At 59.9% G+C, this 17,099-nt stretch carries 16 protein-coding genes; 13 read left to right on the forward strand and 3 right to left on the reverse strand.

Translation table 11 applies throughout. From position 1 onward, the window contains the following. Positions 1–262 precede the first annotated feature (262 nt). From IB254_RS27810 to IB254_RS27820, 3 genes are read left to right on the forward strand one after another with little or no spacing between them, the layout of a single operon-like run. A complete protein-coding gene (locus IB254_RS27810) occupies positions 263–1,060 on the forward strand; it encodes an endonuclease/exonuclease/phosphatase family protein (RefSeq protein WP_192420640.1) in 798 nt (265 codons plus the stop codon). Continuing rightward, the gene (gene clsB, locus IB254_RS27815) at positions 1,057–2,352 is read left to right on the forward strand and encodes a cardiolipin synthase ClsB (protein ID WP_192420642.1); all 1,296 of its coding nucleotides are present in this window, start codon (positions 1,057–1,059) and stop codon (positions 2,350–2,352) included. The genes IB254_RS27810 and clsB overlap by 4 nt, the downstream gene beginning before the upstream one ends. Beyond that, on the forward strand, positions 2,339–3,325 hold the full coding sequence (locus IB254_RS27820) for a lysylphosphatidylglycerol synthase domain-containing protein (protein ID WP_192420644.1): 987 nt from the start codon (positions 2,339–2,341) through the stop codon (positions 3,323–3,325). The genes clsB and IB254_RS27820 overlap by 14 nt, the downstream gene beginning before the upstream one ends. 103 nt (positions 3,326–3,428) lie before the next feature. Here the strand turns inward: IB254_RS27820 and IB254_RS27825 are convergent, their stop codons facing one another. From IB254_RS27825 to IB254_RS27835, 3 genes are all read right to left on the reverse strand, one after another. Next, positions 3,429–4,187, reverse strand: a complete 759-nt coding sequence (locus tag IB254_RS27825) for an alpha/beta hydrolase family protein (RefSeq protein ID WP_192420646.1) — start codon at positions 4,185–4,187, stop codon at positions 3,429–3,431. After that, the gene (locus IB254_RS27830; protein WP_192420648.1) at positions 4,177–5,286 is read right to left on the reverse strand and encodes a DUF3182 family protein; all 1,110 of its coding nucleotides are present in this window, start codon (positions 5,284–5,286) and stop codon (positions 4,177–4,179) included. Before IB254_RS27830 ends, IB254_RS27825 begins: the two co-directional genes overlap by 11 nt. Positions 5,287–5,580: 294 nt before the next feature. Further along, on the reverse strand, positions 5,581–6,579 hold the full coding sequence (locus IB254_RS27835; RefSeq protein ID WP_192420650.1) for a GlxA family transcriptional regulator: 999 nt from the start codon (positions 6,577–6,579) through the stop codon (positions 5,581–5,583). Positions 6,580–6,680: 101 nt separating this feature from the next. Here IB254_RS27835 and IB254_RS27840 point away from each other — a divergent pair, with 101 nt between their 5' ends. The 10 genes from IB254_RS27840 (at position 6,681) to IB254_RS27885 (ending at position 17,026) form a co-directional block, all read left to right on the forward strand. Beyond that, the gene (locus tag IB254_RS27840; protein WP_008044039.1) at positions 6,681–7,229 is read left to right on the forward strand and encodes a cysteine hydrolase family protein; all 549 of its coding nucleotides are present in this window, start codon (positions 6,681–6,683) and stop codon (positions 7,227–7,229) included. A 1,299-nt stretch (positions 7,230–8,528) separates the two neighbouring features. Continuing rightward, entirely contained in the window at positions 8,529–9,110 is a 582-nt protein-coding gene (locus IB254_RS27845) for a YjfI family protein (RefSeq protein WP_085988408.1), read from the forward strand. A 25-nt stretch (positions 9,111–9,135) separates the two neighbouring features. Next, positions 9,136–9,834, forward strand: coding sequence for a PspA/IM30 family protein (locus IB254_RS27850; protein ID WP_008041320.1), 699 nt, complete (start codon positions 9,136–9,138; stop codon positions 9,832–9,834). Positions 9,835–9,990: 156 nt separating this feature from the next. Beyond that, positions 9,991–10,554 (forward strand): rhomboid family intramembrane serine protease, encoded by a 564-nt coding sequence (locus tag IB254_RS27855; protein WP_192420652.1) that lies wholly within the window; start codon positions 9,991–9,993, stop codon positions 10,552–10,554. Positions 10,555–10,625: 71 nt separating this feature from the next. Beyond that, positions 10,626–11,660: an ion channel gene (locus tag IB254_RS27860; RefSeq protein ID WP_192420654.1), complete on the forward strand. Its 1,035-nt coding sequence runs from the start codon at positions 10,626–10,628 to the stop codon at positions 11,658–11,660. Next, the gene (locus tag IB254_RS27865; RefSeq protein WP_008030951.1) at positions 11,647–12,321 is read left to right on the forward strand and encodes a DUF2491 family protein; all 675 of its coding nucleotides are present in this window, start codon (positions 11,647–11,649) and stop codon (positions 12,319–12,321) included. The genes IB254_RS27860 and IB254_RS27865 overlap by 14 nt, the downstream gene beginning before the upstream one ends. A gap of 14 nt (positions 12,322–12,335) precedes the next feature. Then, positions 12,336–12,764: a DUF350 domain-containing protein gene (locus IB254_RS27870; RefSeq protein WP_008030949.1), complete on the forward strand. Its 429-nt coding sequence runs from the start codon at positions 12,336–12,338 to the stop codon at positions 12,762–12,764. An 18-nt stretch (positions 12,765–12,782) separates the two neighbouring features. Beyond that, entirely contained in the window at positions 12,783–13,496 is a 714-nt protein-coding gene (locus tag IB254_RS27875) for a DUF1190 domain-containing protein (RefSeq protein WP_008041314.1), read from the forward strand. A gap of 12 nt (positions 13,497–13,508) precedes the next feature. After that, a complete protein-coding gene (locus IB254_RS27880; RefSeq protein WP_192420656.1) occupies positions 13,509–14,666 on the forward strand; it encodes a glutathionylspermidine synthase family protein in 1,158 nt (385 codons plus the stop codon). Between the two features lie 155 nt (positions 14,667–14,821). Then, positions 14,822–17,026 carry an OsmC domain/YcaO domain-containing protein gene (locus IB254_RS27885; protein WP_192420657.1) on the forward strand — a complete coding sequence of 735 codons (2,205 nt, stop codon included), beginning with the start codon at positions 14,822–14,824 and terminating at the stop codon, positions 17,024–17,026. The last annotated feature ends 73 nt before the right edge of the window (positions 17,027–17,099 follow it).

A 17,099-nucleotide genomic window follows, 5' to 3' on the forward strand; every position in this document is an offset into this window, starting at 1 on the left:
CGATAGCGGTGTACCAGTCACATCAATGTTGAATGTGCCACCGCTATCGTCGGAACGCCGCCCGCAGCAAGCCGGCTCCTACAGGTTTAGCCCTCCTACCGTCCGTAGTCCCGTCGAAACTTTCTCGCTTGCCCCGCAGTCATCAAAAGACAGGGGTAATCGAGGACCATCAGACGGGAGGCGACATGGCGGCGATTCACAGCGGTATTTCAGCTTGGCGCTCCTTTGCCTCCGGCGAGCCTGCGGCACAAGGCGTGTTGCCATGAACCGCGCCGAGCAGTTCAACCCCGACGATGACTCGTCAGGAACCGTGGCCGCAGTACGCCGCTTCACCGTGCTGACGGTCAACACGCACAAGGGTTTTACCGCGCTCAACCGGCGTTTCATCCTGCCGGAATTGCGTGAAGCCGTGCGCAGCGTGTCCGCCGACGTGGTGTTTTTGCAGGAAGTCCACGGCACCCACGAGCACCATCCCCAGCGTTACAGCAACTGGCCGACGATGCCGCAGTACGAATTTCTCGCCGACACGCTGTGGCCGCAGTTCGCCTACGGACGCAACGCGGTGTACCCGGCAGGCGACCACGGCAATGCACTGTTGTCGAAATTCCAGATCATTCGCCACGACAACCTCGACGTGTCCATCAGCGGGCACGAAAACCGCGGCATCCTGCATTGCGTATTGCGCTTGCCCGTCGATGGCCCGGAGGTGCACGCGATTTGCGTCCATCTGGGGCTGCGCGAAACCCATCGCAATGAACAGCTGAAGCTGCTGACCCAACGCCTCGCAGAGTTGCCGAGCGATGCGCCGGTGATTGTCGCCGGTGACTTCAACGACTGGCGTCAGCGCGCCGACGCAATGCTCAAACCCTGTGGTTTGCGCGAGGTCTTCGCCGAACTCCACGGCAAACCGGCGCGCAGTTTTCCGGCGCGCTTGCCGGCCTTGCGCCTGGACCGCATCTACGTGCGCAACCTCACGGCCTGCCGCCCGCAAGTCCTGGCGGCGCGGCCCTGGTCCCATCTTTCCGACCACGCACCGCTATCGGTGGAGATCGAGCTATGAGCAGCGCACCGATGGAAAAAACCACCGTGGATCACGTGCCCACCAACCCGCCAGTGCGCGAACCCGGCGTGGTTGACGTTGAATATGGCTGGCAGGGCAACAACCGGGTGGAGCTGCTGGAAAACGGCGAAGAATATTTCCCGCGGGTGTTCGAAGCCATGCGCCAGGCCAAGACTGAAATCCTCCTGGAAACCTTCATCGTTTTCGAGGACAAGGTCGGCGAAGAACTGCAGCAAGTGCTGATCGACGCGGCTCAACGCGGCGTGCGCGTCACCGCCAGTCTCGACGGGTTTGGTTGTGGCGAGTTGAGCACCGATTACCTCACCGCGTTGAGCGAGGCCGGCGTGCACCTGCAAATATTTGACCCGGCACCGAAGCGGCTGGGCATCCGCACAAACTGGTTCCGGCGCTTGCACCGCAAAATCGTGGTGGTCGACGGCACGATTGCGTTCATCGGCGGGATCAACTTTTCCGCCGACCATCTGGCCGACTTCGGCCCCGAGGCCAAACAGGATTACTCGGTTGAAGTGCAAGGCCCGGCGGTGACCGACATTCATCATTTCACCCTGCTGCAAAGCGGTCGCCCGGCCCGCGCCAAATACTGGTGGCAACGCCGGCGGCAGCGGCGCTCGGAACTGGCGTTCAACGATCACGATGGCCAGGTCCGTTTGGTGTACCGCGACAACGGTGATCATCAAACCGATATCGAAGAGGTTTATCGACATGTCCTGCGCAGCGCCCAGCGTCGCGTGGTGATTGCCAACGCCTATTTCTTTCCCGGTTATCGCTTGCTGCGCGAGATACGCAACGCCGCGCGGCGAGGTGTCGAGGTGCGACTGATCCTGCAAGGCCAGCCGGACATGATGGTGGCCAAACTGGCGGCGCGCATGACCTATGACTACCTGCTCAAATCCGGGGTGCAGATTCACGAATATTGCGAGCGCCCGCTACACGGCAAAGTCGCGCTGGTGGATGAAGACTGGAGCACCGTCGGCTCGAGCAACCTCGACCCGCTGAGCCTGTCGATGAATCTGGAAGCCAATGTGCTGATCCGCGATCGCGCCTTCAACCGCGATTTGTTCGAACGCCTCGAGAGGCTGAGCGACAACCACTGCAAAGCCATGTGTGCGGACAAATCCCCACGCGGTCGGGTCTGGCACATGACCGTCGGTTTTCTGGTGTTTCACTTCCTGCGGCACTTCCCGGCGTGGGCCGGCTGGCTGCCGGCACACAAGCCACGCCTGAAGCCCTTCACCCACCTCGCCGGGGGCGATCACCATGAACCGCGCTGAAACCCATTCGGCGCCTCACGCCGACAGCCCGCACAAGTCGCATTGGAGTCGCTGGAAGAAACCGCTGACGATGCTGTTTTTCCTGGCGCTGATCGTCCTGTTCACGATGCTGGCCCAACGCATCAAATGGAACGAGGTGTTCGACACCCTCGCCGATTTCAAGGTGCGCACGCTGATCATCGCCTCCGGGCTGACGCTGGTGAGTTTTCTGGTGTACGCCTGTTTCGACCTGATTGGCCGTACCTATATTCGTCAGGACCTGACCTGGAAACAGATCCTGCCAGTGGGGATCATCAGCTACGCCTTCAACCTCAACCTGAGTGCCTGGGTCGGCGGCATTGCCATGCGCTATCGGCTTTACTCGCGGCTCGGCGTAAGCAAAAGCAACATCGCGAAAATCCTCGGCCTGAGCCTGGCGACCAACTGGTTCGGCTACATGGTGATTGCCGGCGCGATGTTCAGCAGCGGGCTGGTGCGCATGCCACCGGGCTGGAAACTCAGTAGCGGAGCACTGCAAGGCGTGGGCGTTTTGTTGTTGCTGGTGAGCGCGGGATACCTGGCCGCCTGCCAGTTTTCCAAGCGGCGGGAGTGGGCAATTCGCGGTGTCGAAATCAACCTGCCGTCCCTGCGCATGGCGGTGCTGCAACTGGCGCTCGGGGCGCTGAACTGGTCGCTGATGGCAGCGGTGATCTTCACCCTTTTGCCAAGCAAGCTGGATTATCCGCTGGTGCTTGGCGTGTTGTTGATCAGCGCGATTGCCGGGGTGATCACGCACATTCCGGCGGGGCTCGGGGTGTTGGAGGCGGTGTTTGTGGCGTTGCTGCAGCATGAGGCTTCGCGGGGGAGCCTGGTGGCGGGGTTGCTGGCGTATCGGGCGATTTATTTCATCCTGCCGTTGTTGATTACGTTGGTGATGTATTTGATTGTCGAAGCCAAGGCCAAGTCGCTGCGGATTGCGAAAAAGCCCAAGTGATTGGGTGGTTGTAAGGACGCCTTCGCGGGCAAGCCTCGCTCCTACGGGGTTCGCGCGCTTCCTGTAGGAGCGAGGCTTGCCCGCGAAGAATCCACCGCCGCTCTTACGTCGACTGGATGATGCTCAACCGCTCACCCACCACCATCTCGGTAATCCAGTCCACCAGGATCGACGTATACGCCTGCTGCGAAACCGGCTCGCTCAACGCGTGGTCGGCGCCGTCGATGATGCGGTGGGTCAGCGAGTGCGTCTGCTGACACGCCGCCCGGTAACTCATGATGGTCGCGTGGGGCACATAGTCGTCAGTCTCGGACTCCACCAGCAGCACATCCCCGGTAAATTGCGAACAGGCATGCAACGCGCGATTGCTGTCGGCGCGCACCAGCGTGCTGCGGTAATCACGCAAATCGAGCTTGTCCAGTTCGCGCTTGGGCGCGTGCCATTGCTCATCGCGATACAACGCCGGCACCCGCAGCGCCAGCCAGCGCACGGGGCGCAATGAGGTCAGAATCGAAGCCAGATAGCCGCCATAACTGGTGCCGACCACGGCGATCGCCGAGGTGTCGAGCGCAGGGTGCGCGAGCAATCGGTCGTACGCCGCCAGCAGGTCTCGCAGGTTGTCTTCGCGGGAAACTCGCGTCAGTGGAATGCCGGTGCCGCCGGTGTGACCGCGCAAGTCGAACGTCAGACATACGCAGCCCAGACCTGCGATGCCTTTGGCCCGTTCAAGATCACGCTCCTGACTGCCGCCCCAACCGTGCACGAAGAGCACGCCGGGGACCTTCGATTTGGGGCTGAGAAAAGTCCCGCTCATCTGTTCATCGTCGATGTCGATCTGAATGGTTTCGCTTCTAGCCGTCATAGGATTTGACCGTTACGTACTTGAGGAGAAATTCACTGTTGTGCGCCGGCCCGCGGTACACCTCGATGGCGTCCGCCGGCAGCGCTTGATCGATGTAGGTTTCCACCGAAGACACACGAATCGCGCTCATCTGCGGGTCGTTGACGAAGCTCTGCAACGCCGCCACTTCGGCGCTGCTGGCACCGCCCATGCGCCAGGACTGTTCAAGCACGCCGCTGCGCTGTGTGCCGTTACTGTCCAGACCTTGCGCGATGTCGTAGTTGCGCCGCGAGGCATAGAAACCGGGATAGGCCTCGTCCGCCGCACGGTCGAACACCTGCGCTTGCCGGATGGCCAGCCGCACGTCGTCGGGCAGTTGCAGTTCGAGCAGCTCGTCGTAGCCGCCCTGCACCACGAGCAGATTGGAACCGCCATAAACCTGCTCGCCATGACCGTCTGCGGTCAAGTATTGATCACCGCAGTAACTCAGCACTGTGCCGCCGATGAAGCTTTGGCCGACGCTGTGGGTCACCACCTCGGTCAGGTCTTGCTCCAACACCACGCCTTCGGTGAATAGCGCCTTGGCTTCGGGCCTGCCGAGGATCGCATCGAATTGGTCGAGGCTCTGGATCACCTCCTGACCGCGTCCGGCGCAGGCATGGATCGGCTTCAGGCGGATCGGTCCGTTATCGAGCAAATGCTCCGCCGCAGGGCGCGCATCGTCGAGGGAGAACACGCTGAGACCCTCGAGCACCACGTTGCGCACCCGTTCGCAAAACAACGGCGACCAGCCGTGCGGAGCAAAAGCGTTTTTGTTGCGCAAGCCGTGGCTGATGGCTTTGGTGCAGATGAAATCATGCTCGACATAGCCGCCCCACAAATCCTCCGGGCCCTTGACGCCCAATTGCCGCGCGGCCGCAGCGCCGACAATGGTTTGTGTCGGCAGCAGATAAAGATCGCGACCGCTGTGGTGTTCGGGGTCGTAGCTGCCGCCGAATTTGAACCCGAGAACCTGCGCCAGCCAACGGGCCAATGCGTGATTGGTTTCGACTTCGTGCTGTGGCGCGTCGGGCCGCACCGAATGGGCGACCACCAGTTTCTTGCGGTTTGTTGGGGTCATGCGTCCCCCTTCAATCGGCGCTTGATGAGTGTAGTTGTAGGGGTGCAGAGATCAGGCCAACGGCAGCTGATTTGAAATAATCGACAATTCAATCAGTTGCGAAAACGGTGATAGCACTGAGCCTGCCTCATTCTGCACGACCGCCATATCGCTCCCGGCATTTTGCACGACCCAAGCCTTGCATAGACCCACTGTAGGAGCGAGCCTGCTCGCGAAAGCGACCTTTCAGGCGACATAGATGCTGACCGTCACGGCCTCTTCGCGAGCAGGCTCGCTCCTACACTGAATTGATGTTCACTGACGGACCGATGCGGTAGTCGGCGTCACCCCAAACCGCGCCCGATAATCACTCGGCGCCAACCCGGTAATTTTCTTGAACGTCGCGCGGAAGGCACTCGGGTCCTGATAACCGACGGTCCAGGCAATGTGGTCGATGGTGCCGTTGGTGAATTCAAGCATTTCCCGGGCCTTGCCGACCCGCAGGTGCTGGCAGTACTCGGTGGGTTTGAGCCCGGTTGCAGCACGAAATCTTCGCAGGAAGGTGCGTTCTTCCAGCCCTGCCCGTTCAGCCATGGTCGCCAGCGACACATCGGTCGCGCCGGTGCTTTGCAGCCAATGCTGAACCTTGAGAATCGAGGCATCGCCGTGGCTGAGAATCGGTGAAAAGTTGCTGCCACATTCACTCGCACTGTCGCTGTGTTCCACCACCAGAAACCGCGCAGTGCCGGTGGCGACGCTCGGCCCCAGCAATCGGTCGACCAGACGCAAACCCAGCTCGGACCAGGCCATCAACCCGGCGGTGGTGATCAAGTCGCCGTCATCGACGATCGGCGTGTCGGCCTTGAGCTTGATCGCCGGATAACGCTCGGCGAACGCCTTGGCCGACGTCCAGTGGGTGGTGGCGCTGCGACCGTCGAGCAGGCCGCTCTCAGCCAATAGAATCGAGCCCACGCAGACGCCGCCGAGGGTCGCGCCTTGTGCGTGCTGCTGACGAATCCAGCGCAGCAAGCCTTGCGGTGCCTGGCCTTCGGAAAAACCGCCAATCGACGGCGGGATCAGCACTGCCACCAATGCGCCGTCCGGCGCGGGATGGCTGTCGTAGATGCGCTGGGGTGGTTGATCGCCATCGACCTGCCAATGGCTGACCCGCAACAGCGGCAACTGCGCCGCTTGATAGTCAGCGGCAATCCGGTTCGCCACCCCGAACAAGTCGGTCAGCCCGTGCACCGCCGCCATCTGCGCGCCGGGATAAATCAGCACGCCCAGCTCGGCGATTGCCCTTTGTGCGTCCATTGTCAGTTTTCCCCCTTCTATTGTCGGTGCGGCCAATCCTCGGACGGTCCGCCAGAGCCAATACTTCATTCCACACCAACACACACTTCGAGGAAACAGTCATGGCCAAGCAAGCACTCATCGTAGTTGATATCCAAAACGACTACTTCCCCCAGGGCAAGTGGCCGCTGGTCGGCGCCGACGCGGCTGCGGATAACGCCGTACGCCTGCTCAAAGCTTTTCGTGATGCCGGTGATTCGGTGGTGCACATTCGCCACGAGTTCACTTCCGACGAAGCGCCCTTCTTCACCCCGGGCTCCGAGGGCGCGAAGCTGCATCCCAAAGTCCTGAACCGCGCCGACGAGCCGGTGGTGCTCAAGCACTTCGTCAACTCGTTCCGCGAAACTGAACTGCAGTCAATTCTTGATGAGCAGGGTATCAAGGAGTTGGTGGTGGTTGGCAGCATGAGTCACATGTGCGTCGATGGCATTACCCGTGCGGCCGCCGACATGGGTTACGCCGTCACTGTCATTCATGACGCCTGTGCCTCGCGGGATTTGGAGTTCAACGGACTTACGGTTCCGGCTGCCCATGTTCATGCCGCGTTCATGTCGGCGTTGGGTTTTGCCTATGCTCGCGTGGTGTCTACTGGCGAGTTTCTGGCTGGGTGAGCTGAGCTGAGCTGAGCTGAGTACATATCCGTTGCTGCGGTAACGGCTGCTATTGGTTTCGCTCTTACAGCGAGTCACTTTCGAAAAGCCTGCGCGGCCCGGCGGAAAGTAACCAAAGCGCTTCTGCCCCTTTCGTTCGGTGCCTCGCTAAGGCTCGGCATACCCTCGCTCCGGTCCTGCTCCGTGGGCCCGCCGCCATCGGCCATCCATGGCCGGGGGCGGCTAACCCGGCATCCATGCCGGGTTGCCCACTGCGCAGAACCTGCGCTCGGCCTCTCGAGGGGGCGACTACCGCCACAGCCGCCGAGGCGGCCTGAAAGCCGACCTGGCTCTTCAGTTGTCCGCGTTGTCCTTCTTTGACGCGTTCACTCATTCCGGACATGTGCACCACCTCCCTGTAGGAGCCGGCTTGCTGGCGATAGCGTTCGTCCAGTCGAATAAGGAGGGAGACTGACACACCGCGATCGTCGGAACGCCGCCCGCAGCAAGCCGGCTCCTACAATTGATCGTGTGCGTTCCGAATACATACGCATTTCCCTTGTAGGAGCCAGCTTGCTGGCGATGGCGTCCTTTCAGGCAATAAATACGTCGACTGACCCACCGCTATCGCCAGCAAGCCGGCTCCTACACGGGATCGGGTTTACAGGGTTCAAAATTGTAGGAGCTGGCTTGCTGGCGATGGACGTCAACGATAACGCGGGTTGTCTGGATGAACGCGTCGTCCGGACGCTTTTCGCCGGCAAGCCAGCTCCTACAGGGGATCGGCGTGCGCTTTCGCCTCTCACCACTCATCACTCATCAGGCCGAGCGTTAGCTCGCCTTCAGCTTTTGATCTGAGCGCCCCCTCGAGAGGCCGAACGCAGGTTCTGCGCAGTGGGCAACCCGGCATGGATGCCGGGTTAGCCGCGCACGGCCAGGGATGGCCGATCGCGGCGGGCCCACGGAGCAGAACCGGAGCGAGGGCATGCCGAGCCTAGGCGAGGCACCGAACGAAAGGGGCAAGAGCCCTTGGTTACTTGGGGCTTTTCCAAGTGACTCGCCGTAAGGGCGAAACCAATATCCGCTATCACCCAAAAAACGGATATACCCTCCACCACCCATAAAAAAAATCTCACGCGTGAGCTATTGAGCCCAACAAAAATTGCCTGTAGTGTTTCTCACGCGTGAGTTTTTCACAACGAGGTCAGCACCATGAACAGCAGCTCTCCATCAGATCCGCCTTCCGGGTCTGTGAACGATTCAGCAAGCCGCAAGGGAGAGCGCTCGAAACCGTCCGCGAAAAAACCGTCGAGCTTCTACATGAAGCAGATGCGCGCGGGCCTGGGTGCCGCCGGTTATGTAAAACACGAGACTTGGGTGCTTCCCGAAAACCGAAGCCTGCTCAAGCAGATGGAGAAACAGCTACGCCAACCGATCCTGGCTGGCTCATTCATGTCGGAGAATTACATGAGCGCAGGTAACAACTGGAACATCGATCGCCTCTACAGCGCCCTTCAAGCCCTGGACGAAGTGGTCTCGAACGACATCACCCTCTCCCTCGTCCAAGGTTCCGAATCCAGCATCAAGCTGGAAATGAACGACTTCGGTGGCTTGCCGATTTACATCGCGGTTGTGGGCGACCAGATCATCGTCGATACCGTGCTGGTCGACGTCGAGTCGATCAAGGACGTGCCGGCCTTCAATGATGCCGTGCTGCGCAGCCGGGAAATGTTCCCGCTGTCGTCGATCGGCATCGAGTCCATGCCTAACGGGCAGGTCGTTTACAACATGTTTGGCGCGCTCAGCTCCGACTCGAGCCTGACCAACGTCGTGACCGAGGTCAAAACCCTCGTCGACAACGTGCAGCGCGCCAGCGAAGCCTTCGAACGTTTTTTCAATTAATTATTCGGGAATCAGGGAAAATCCAATGACTCAGTCCATCTGGAGCAAATTGTTCACCGCACTGCGTGGCGGTGCCAATGAAGTCGGCGAATCGATCGTCGACCAACAGGCCCTGCGCATCCTCGACCAGGAAATCCGCGACGCCGACAGCGCGCTGGCCAACGCCAAGCGTGAGCTGGTCACCATCATGGCCAAGCACAAACTGTCCGCCGATCGCGTCAGCGAGTACAACGCCAAGATCAAGGACCTGGAATCCAAGGCGCTGGCCGCCATTCAGGCCAACCGTGAAGACCTGGCACTGGAAGTGGCCGAAGCCATTTCGACCCTGACCAACGAGCTGGATGTCGAGCAGAAGCAGGCCACCGAATTCGGCGGTTATGCGGACAACATGCGCAAAGACATCACCAAGGCTGAAAGCCGCATCAAGAGCCTGCGTCAGCAAGTGGACATGGCCAAGGCCCGTGAAAGCGTGCAGAAAGCCCAGGTCAGTGCGTCCATCGCCAGCGGCGGCGCCAACGGCAAGCTGGAAACCGCAGTCGGCACGCTGAACCGCTTGCAAGCCAAGCAGCAGCAACGCGCCGCTGAACTGGAAGCCCAGGACCAACTGGCCGATGCCTCGACCGGCACCGACCTGGAGCGCAAACTGCGCGAAGCCGGCATTACGCCGGACGCGGGCAGCGCCAACGCGATTCTGGAGCGCCTGAAGCAGAAATCGGCTGAGTAACCCACTCAGTCGCAGATGCATAACCTGTGGGAGCTAGCCTGCTAGCGATTACGGTTTGTCAGGCGACATTAATGTTGACTGACACTCCCTCTTCGCGAGCAGGCTCGCTCCCACATTGGATATGCGTTTCAGTTTTTCGTTGAATCGAGGTCAAGGATGGATGCCCTGAAGGGTTTCAAGACAATCGCCAGCCTCGCCATTTTCATGGTGGCGCTGCAACTGCTCAACGCCGCGACCGGCTACAGCCTTGTGGCATTCGGCCTGGTGCCGAGAACAGTCCACGGACTGGTCGGCATCATCACCTCGCCTTTTTTGCACGCGTCCTTTGCGCACCTCAGCGCCAACCTGATTCCCTTCCTGATTCTGGGCACCCTGGTCATTGTCGACGGGCTCAACCGGTTCCTGGCCGTCAGCGCGATCATCATTGTGCTGGGCGGCGCGCTGGTCTGGCTGTTCGGATTTTCCGGCGTACACATTGGCGCCAGCGGCTGGGTATTCGGGCTGTGGGCCTATCTCCTGTCCCGCGCCTGGTTTCACCGCAGCTGGGGCAACCTGATCACGGCCAGCGTCGTGGCGCTGCTCTATGGCGGCCTGGTCTTTGGCTTCCTTCCGCGTCAGGGTGTGTCCTTCGAAGGACATCTCTTTGGGGCGCTCGCCGGATTTATTGCAGCCAAGGTACTTTTCTCTGCGCCGCGCAGCAGGTTTAATGCCGCCGGTTAACCGCACTTGAGCATTCAGACGCCGAGGCGATAACGTCGCCAGGAATGAGTACCCACGGAGTCAGGGACGAAATGTCGATTTTCCTTTTATTGCGCATGTATGCCTCGTCCCTCTTCCACCGATTCGGTTGGGCGGGACTGGTCATCGCCTTGGCCGTGCACCTGACCACGGCGTATCTGGGCCTGGTATTGCTGGGCGAACAGCACCTCACCGCCCCCGCCACGTTTACCTACTTCTATCTCACTACCACGCTTACCGTAGGCTATGGCGATCTCGCGCCACAGACATCGGCGGGGCGCATTTTCGTGGCCACCTGGGTCATGCTCGGCGGCATTGCGCTGCTGACGGCAGCCATCGGCAAAACCACCAGCAGCGTTATCGATGTATGGAGAAAAAGCATGAAGGGCAAAGGTGACTACACCGGCAATGTCGGGCATACGGTGCTCATCGGCTGGGAAGGTGCGTCCAGCGAACGGGTCGTTGAGTTGTTGCTTCAGGATGAAACCTCCAACGACAACCTGATCGTCATTTGCGATTGCACCCTTGAAGAAAACCCCATGCCCGGCCAGGCGTCCTTCATCAAGGGCGAAAGCCTGTCGTCGGTGGCGCTGCTACTGCGCGCTGGTGTTCCCGGTGCCGAACGCGTTCTGGTGCGAACCCATTCAGACGACCTGACCCTGGCCACCGTGCTGGCGGTCAATCAACTGAAGCCTGTCGGGCATGTGGTCGCCCACTTCAATGACAGTGAAATCGCCTCGCTCGCCAGTGCCTACGCCCCCAGCCTGGAATGCACATCCAGCATGGCCATCGAGATGCTTGTGCGCGCGTCTCAGGACCCCGGCTCGTCCGTGGTCATCAACGAATTGCTGTGCGTGGGCCAGGGCGCGACCCAATACCTGATGAAACTGCCCGAGACGTTTAACGCGACCTTCGGCGATCTGTACACGCAGATGAAAGAACGTCACAACGCCACCCTCATCGGCTACCGCGCCAAGGGAGCCCGACAACCATCGATCAACCCGCCTGGCGCCACACGCGTCGAGGGCGGCGAGCTCTTCTACATCGCCTCCACTCGCCTCAAGGAAATCTCCAATGGGATGGTTTAAACAGTTGTTGGGGCTTGAGGCCCCGAACGCGAATTCAGATTCGAAATGGACCGCCAGCGAAACCCAGCCGGCCGCCGGCCCGCTGGGTCTGGCGCTTGGCAAAGGCGTGATGTTCGACAGCACGCTGCAATTGTTGCTCGACGAAAAAACCGCCGTGGCCATCCCCGGCTCGCAGCAGATCTGGAGCAACGGCACCATTGATCTCGGGCAGTCGACCTGGCTATCGCGCTACTACATGAACGACGAAGACTACTGGCTGCAAGTGCACACCACCGGCGACATCGCCGGCCAGGTCGAGTCGGTGATCCTGTTCAACTACCTCAGTTACATCACCATCAGCAGCGAAGCGGAGCTGCGCCGTCTGGCCGGTCCGAACAGCCTGATCGGGCTGCCGACCTACACCCACAACGGCGTCGAATACACCCGCGAATGGGGCACCGAGAATGGACAGACTGAACTGGTGGCGTTGAGCGAACAGCTGAAAAACCCGGATGAGTCCTACAGCGTCGAGCACCGTTCGATGCTGTACGCCCGCGAAACCGGCCTGACCGACCGCCGTGAATTCCTGCTGTTTTCCGTCGAAGAAGACGCCGAAGGCACGATCAGCTTGAGCACTTCGCTGGGCATTTCGCTGTACACCACCGACCTGAACACTTTTTAAAAAGGAAGAAACCCATGCTAGAAGCGCTCTCCGTCTCCCTGAACAAAGCCGCCGTGCTCGGGTTTGTTGCGTACATCCTCGGCGCCGCCGTGCTGTTCGCGCTGTTCCAGTTCATCTACACCCGCATCACCCCGCACAAGGAATTCGAGCTGATCCGTTCGGGCAACGTCGCGGCTGCAATCGCCCTGGGCGGTGCGGTCATCGGTTTCGCAATTCCGGCCAGCAACGTGATCGCCTACTCGGTCAGCCTCCTCGACTTCGTGGTCTGGGCAGTCATCGCCGCGTTCGTGCAATTGTTGGCGTTCCTGATGACCAGCCTGGTGCTCAAGGGCACCTCCGAGCGCATCAAGAAAGGTGAAATCGCCGCCGGTATCTACGTGGCAGCCGTGGCCATCAGCGTCGGCATGTTGAACGCCGCCTGCATGACCCCTTCCTCGAACTGATCGCGCACGGAGCTCCCGATGAAACGAAGCAAGTACGTTCAGCTGTCGTTGGCAGCCTCGGTCGCGATGGCGATTTCGGGCTGCGGGCCGACGGAAAAAACCTACTCGGTGCAGAAAAAGTACAACTTCCAGTCCGTGCAGCAATGCGCCGATGAAAAACTTCCGGTGGACGTCTGCTCGGACGCCTTCATGACCGCCATGGCCGAACATCGACGCATTGCACCGGTGTACGACAACCAGGCCGATTGCGAAGCCGACTTCGTCGCCGACTGGTGCCAGCAGGACTCCGCCGGCAAGTTCATCCCCAAACTCGGCGGCTTCGAACTGACCGCCAATGGCGAGGTGACGCAATCCCAGGTGGACGCCGCCAAAGCGCAATTACCTGCCTCGGAAGCGAACAGTGGCGGTTCGGGATTCTCCGGCACCAGCCTGCTGACCGGCCTGCTGATCGGCAACATGCTGAGCAACAACCGCAACAGCTACTATTCCGAGCCGGTGTACCGCTACCGCGACGACCGTGGCAGCTATTCGTCTTCGACACTCGGCCAGCGGATTTCGAAAGGTTCGACCTTTACCAAATCCAATCAGGCGCGATACGGCAGCAGCAACTACGCCGACTCGATTCGTTCCGCCAGCAAACCGGTGTCCGTTGCCTCGTCCACTTCCCGTGGCGGCTTCGGCAGCAAAGCCAGTGCGCGCAGCGGCTGGGGTGGCGGCGGGTCGAGCAGTTAAGGAAACAGGGCCATGAAGAAAATCCTCTGCGCAGAGCGTCATGACTGGAAACAGACCGCCGAAAACCTCGGCTTTCTGTTCCATACCATCGACGACGAACCCTATTGGGACGAGAGCGCGTACTACCAGTTCACGCTCAAACAGATCGAGAACGATCTCGAAGACCCGACCACCGAGATCCATGAGATGTGCATGGACCTGGTGGCTCGCGTGGTGCAGAGCGAGGAGTTGCTGGAACGCCTGAGCATTCCGGCACCGTTCTACGACCTGGTTCGTACGTCATGGCTCGAAGGTCATCCGCATCTGTACGGGCGCATGGACTTTTCCTACAACGGCAACGGCCCGGCCAAACTGCTGGAGCTCAACTACGACACGCCGACCAGCCTCTACGAAGCGGCGGCGTTCCAGTGGGGCTGGCTGGAGCAGTGCATTGAGCGCGGTTTGTTGCCCAAGAACGCCGACCAGTTCAACAGCATCGACACCAAGCTGCATCAGGCCTTTGCTCAACTGCAGATCACGCAGCCCTTCTATTTCGCCTCGATGAAAGATTCGGTCGAGGACAAGGGCACCACCGATTACCTGCGGCTGGTTGCGGAAAAAGTCGGCATCGAATCCCACCACATCGACATCGAAGACATTGGCCTCACCAGTGACGGACGTTTCGTCGATCTTGAAGATCGCTGGATTCCTCACCTGTTCAAACTGCACGCCTGGGAGTTCATCTTCCACGAGCCCTTTGGTGCAGCGATTGCCCAGAGCGATACGCAGTTTTTCGAACCGGCCTGGAAATCCATCATCTCCAACAAAGGCATCCTGCCGCTGCTGTGGGAGTTCAACAAAGGTCATCCGAACCTGCTCGCCGCCCACCTGGATACCGACCCGAACAAAGCGGTGCCCAAGGGCTGGGTGCGCAAGCCATTCTTCTCGCGGGAAGGCGCCAACATCGAGCTGCAAACAGCGGACGGTCTGATCGTGAAAGAGGACGGACCCTACACGGACGCACCGTTTATCCTTCAGGAGTTCGCGCCGTTGCCACGGTTTGGCGATAGCTACACGCTGATCGGTTCCTGGGTGATCGGCGATCAGGCGGCGGGGATCGGTGTGCGCGAGGACAACAGCTTGATTACCAAGGACTCCAGCCGGTTCTTGCCGCACCTGATACTCGACTGAACAATTACCATCAGTGGAAAAGCCCGTTGCCATGCATCGGGCGTCGGGGTGAAACAGGTGTAAACCCGATCAGGAACCCGACAACCACAAGACTTACCGCTGAAAAGCCGGATAATGGCGGCCAAATCGTCTAGCCCGTTATTCTGGTACCCCCCATGGAAATCAAGGTCAACTTTCTCGACAACCTTCGGCTTGAAGCCAAGTTCGACGACTTCACGGTGGTGGCCGACCAACCAATCCGCTACAAGGGCGATGGCTCGGCACCCGGTCCGTTCGACTACTTCCTGGCTTCGTCGGCGTTGTGTGCGGCGTATTTCGTGAAGTTGTACTGCAGCACACGCAATATCCCCACGGATAACATCCGCCTGTCGCAGAACAACATTGTTGACCCGGAAAACCGCTACAACCAGATTTTCAAGATCCAGGTCGAGTTGCCCGCGGACATCTCCGACAAGGACCGCCAGGGCATCCTGCGTTCCATCGACCGTTGCACCGTGAAAAAAGTGGTGCAGGCCGGGCCTGAGTTTGTGATCGAAGAAGTGGAAAACCTCGACGCCGATGCCCAGGCACTGTTGATGCCTGCTTCCAGCTCAGAAGCGAGCACTTACATTGCCGGCAAGGATCTGCCGCTGGAACAAACCATCGCCAACATGTCGGCCATCCTGGCGGACCTGGGCATGAAGATTGAAATCGCCTCGTGGCGCAATATCGTGCCCAATGTGTGGTCGCTGCATATCCGCGATGCGCACTCGCCGATGTGCTTCACCAACGGCAAGGGTGCGACCAAGGAAGGCGCACTGGCGTCGGCGTTGGGCGAGTTTATCGAGCGACTCAACTGCAACTTCTTCTACAACGACCAGTTCTGGGGCGAAGACATCGCCAACGCGGATTTTGTGCATTATCCGGACGAGCGCTGGTTCAAGCCTGGCCGCAAAGACGCGCTGCCGACCGAGATTCTCGACGAGTACTGCCTGAAGATTTACAACCGCGACGGCGAGTTGCGCGGTTCCCATCTGATCGACACCAACTCGGGCAATGAAGAGCGCGGCATCTGCTCGCTCCCGTACGTGCGCCAGTCGGACGGCGAGGTGGTGTATTTCCCGTCCAACCTGATTGAAAACCTGTACCTGAGCAACGGAATGAGTGCCGGCAATACGCTGGCCGAAGCTCAGGTGCAGTGCCTGTCGGAGATCTTCGAGCGCGCGGTAAAACGCGAAATCATCGAAGGTGAATTTGCACTGCCGGATGTGCCGGCCCACGTGCTGGCAAAGTACCCAGGGATCCTCGCCGGCATTCAGGCGCTGGAAGAACAGGGTTTCCCGGTGTTGGTGAAGGATGCGTCCCTGGGCGGTGAATTCCCGGTGATGTGCGTCACGTTGATGAACCCGCGTACCGGCGGTGTGTTCGCCTCGTTCGGCGCGCACCCAAGCCTGGAAGTGGCACTGGAACGCAGCCTCACCGAGTTGCTGCAAGGCCGCAGCTTCGAAGGCCTCAACGACCTGCCCCAGCCGACGTTTGAAGGTCATGCGGTGACCGAGCCGAACAACTTCGTCGAGCACTTCATCGACTCGAGCGGCGTTGTGTCGTGGCGCTTCTTCAGTTCGAAGTCGGATTACGAATTCGTGGAGTGGGACTTCTCCGGCCAGGGTGAAAACTCGAATACCGAGGAAGCCGCGACCCTGTTCGGCATTCTCGAAGGCATGGGCAAGGAAGTGTACATGGCGGTCTACGAGCATATCGGCGCGACGGCCTGCCGCATCCTGGTGCCGGACTATTCGGAAATTTATCCGGTAGACGATCTGATCTGGGATAACACCAACAAAGCGCTGTTCTTCCGTGAAGACATCCTGAACCTGCATCGCCTGGACGAAGACGAACTGCGAGCGCTGGTCGAGCGTCTGGTGGAAAGTGAGCTGGACGACTACACCGACATCACCAGCTTGATCGGAATCGAATTTGACGACAATACCGCTTGGGGTCAGCTGACGATCCTGGAGTTGAAGCTGCTGATTTATCTCGCCCTGCAACAATTTGAAGAGGCGAAAGAGGCAGTGGAAATGTTCCTGCAGTACAACGACAACACGGTTGAGCGCGGCTTGTTCTACCAGGCCGTCAATGTGGTGCTGGAGATGAAGCTGGACGAAGACCTGGAACTGGAAGACTACGAGGCCAATTTCCGCCGGATGTTTGGCAGCGAGCGGACGGACGCAGCAATCGGCTCGGTGGACGGGACCGTGCGCTTCCATGGCTTGACGCCGACCAGCATGAAACTGGAGGGGCTCGACAGGCACCTGCGCCTGATCGACAGCTACAAAAAGCTGCACACAGCGCGGGCCGCCGTAACCACATCATCCCGCTGAGCGCAAACCTGTAGGAGCCGGCTTGCCGGCGATGGCGGAGGTTCAGTCAACCTGCTTATTGACTGGATGGACG

The organism is Pseudomonas sp. PDM03 (genome assembly GCF_014852385.1).
Classification (GTDB): Bacteria; Pseudomonadota; Gammaproteobacteria; order Pseudomonadales; family Pseudomonadaceae; genus Aquipseudomonas; species Aquipseudomonas migulae.

Excerpts from the sequence above, each read along its gene's own strand:
- IB254_RS27870 (WP_008030949.1), top strand. The coding sequence starts at position 12,336 with ATGCTAGAAGCGCTCTCCGTCTCCCTGAACAAAGCCGCCGTGCTCGGG.
- IB254_RS27855 (WP_192420652.1), top strand. The coding sequence starts at position 9,991 with ATGGATGCCCTGAAGGGTTTCAAGACAATCGCCAGCCTCGCCATTTTC.
- IB254_RS27865 (WP_008030951.1), top strand. The coding sequence starts at position 11,647 with ATGGGATGGTTTAAACAGTTGTTGGGGCTTGAGGCCCCGAACGCGAAT.
- IB254_RS27885 (WP_192420657.1), top strand. The coding sequence starts at position 14,822 with ATGGAAATCAAGGTCAACTTTCTCGACAACCTTCGGCTTGAAGCCAAG.
- IB254_RS27810 (WP_192420640.1), top strand. The coding sequence starts at position 263 with ATGAACCGCGCCGAGCAGTTCAACCCCGACGATGACTCGTCAGGAACC.
- clsB (WP_192420642.1), top strand. The coding sequence starts at position 1,057 with ATGAGCAGCGCACCGATGGAAAAAACCACCGTGGATCACGTGCCCACC.
- IB254_RS27845 (WP_085988408.1), top strand. The coding sequence starts at position 8,529 with ATGAAGCAGATGCGCGCGGGCCTGGGTGCCGCCGGTTATGTAAAACAC.
- IB254_RS27830 (WP_192420648.1), bottom strand. The coding sequence starts at position 5,286 with ATGACCCCAACAAACCGCAAGAAACTGGTGGTCGCCCATTCGGTGCGG.
- IB254_RS27850 (WP_008041320.1), top strand. The coding sequence starts at position 9,136 with ATGACTCAGTCCATCTGGAGCAAATTGTTCACCGCACTGCGTGGCGGT.
- IB254_RS27875 (WP_008041314.1), top strand. The coding sequence starts at position 12,783 with ATGAAACGAAGCAAGTACGTTCAGCTGTCGTTGGCAGCCTCGGTCGCG.
- IB254_RS27860 (WP_192420654.1), top strand. The coding sequence starts at position 10,626 with ATGTCGATTTTCCTTTTATTGCGCATGTATGCCTCGTCCCTCTTCCAC.
- IB254_RS27825 (WP_192420646.1), bottom strand. The coding sequence starts at position 4,187 with ATGACGGCTAGAAGCGAAACCATTCAGATCGACATCGACGATGAACAG.
- IB254_RS27835 (WP_192420650.1), bottom strand. The coding sequence starts at position 6,579 with ATGGACGCACAAAGGGCAATCGCCGAGCTGGGCGTGCTGATTTATCCC.
- IB254_RS27840 (WP_008044039.1), top strand. The coding sequence starts at position 6,681 with ATGGCCAAGCAAGCACTCATCGTAGTTGATATCCAAAACGACTACTTC.
- IB254_RS27820 (WP_192420644.1), top strand. The coding sequence starts at position 2,339 with ATGAACCGCGCTGAAACCCATTCGGCGCCTCACGCCGACAGCCCGCAC.
- IB254_RS27880 (WP_192420656.1), top strand. The coding sequence starts at position 13,509 with ATGAAGAAAATCCTCTGCGCAGAGCGTCATGACTGGAAACAGACCGCC.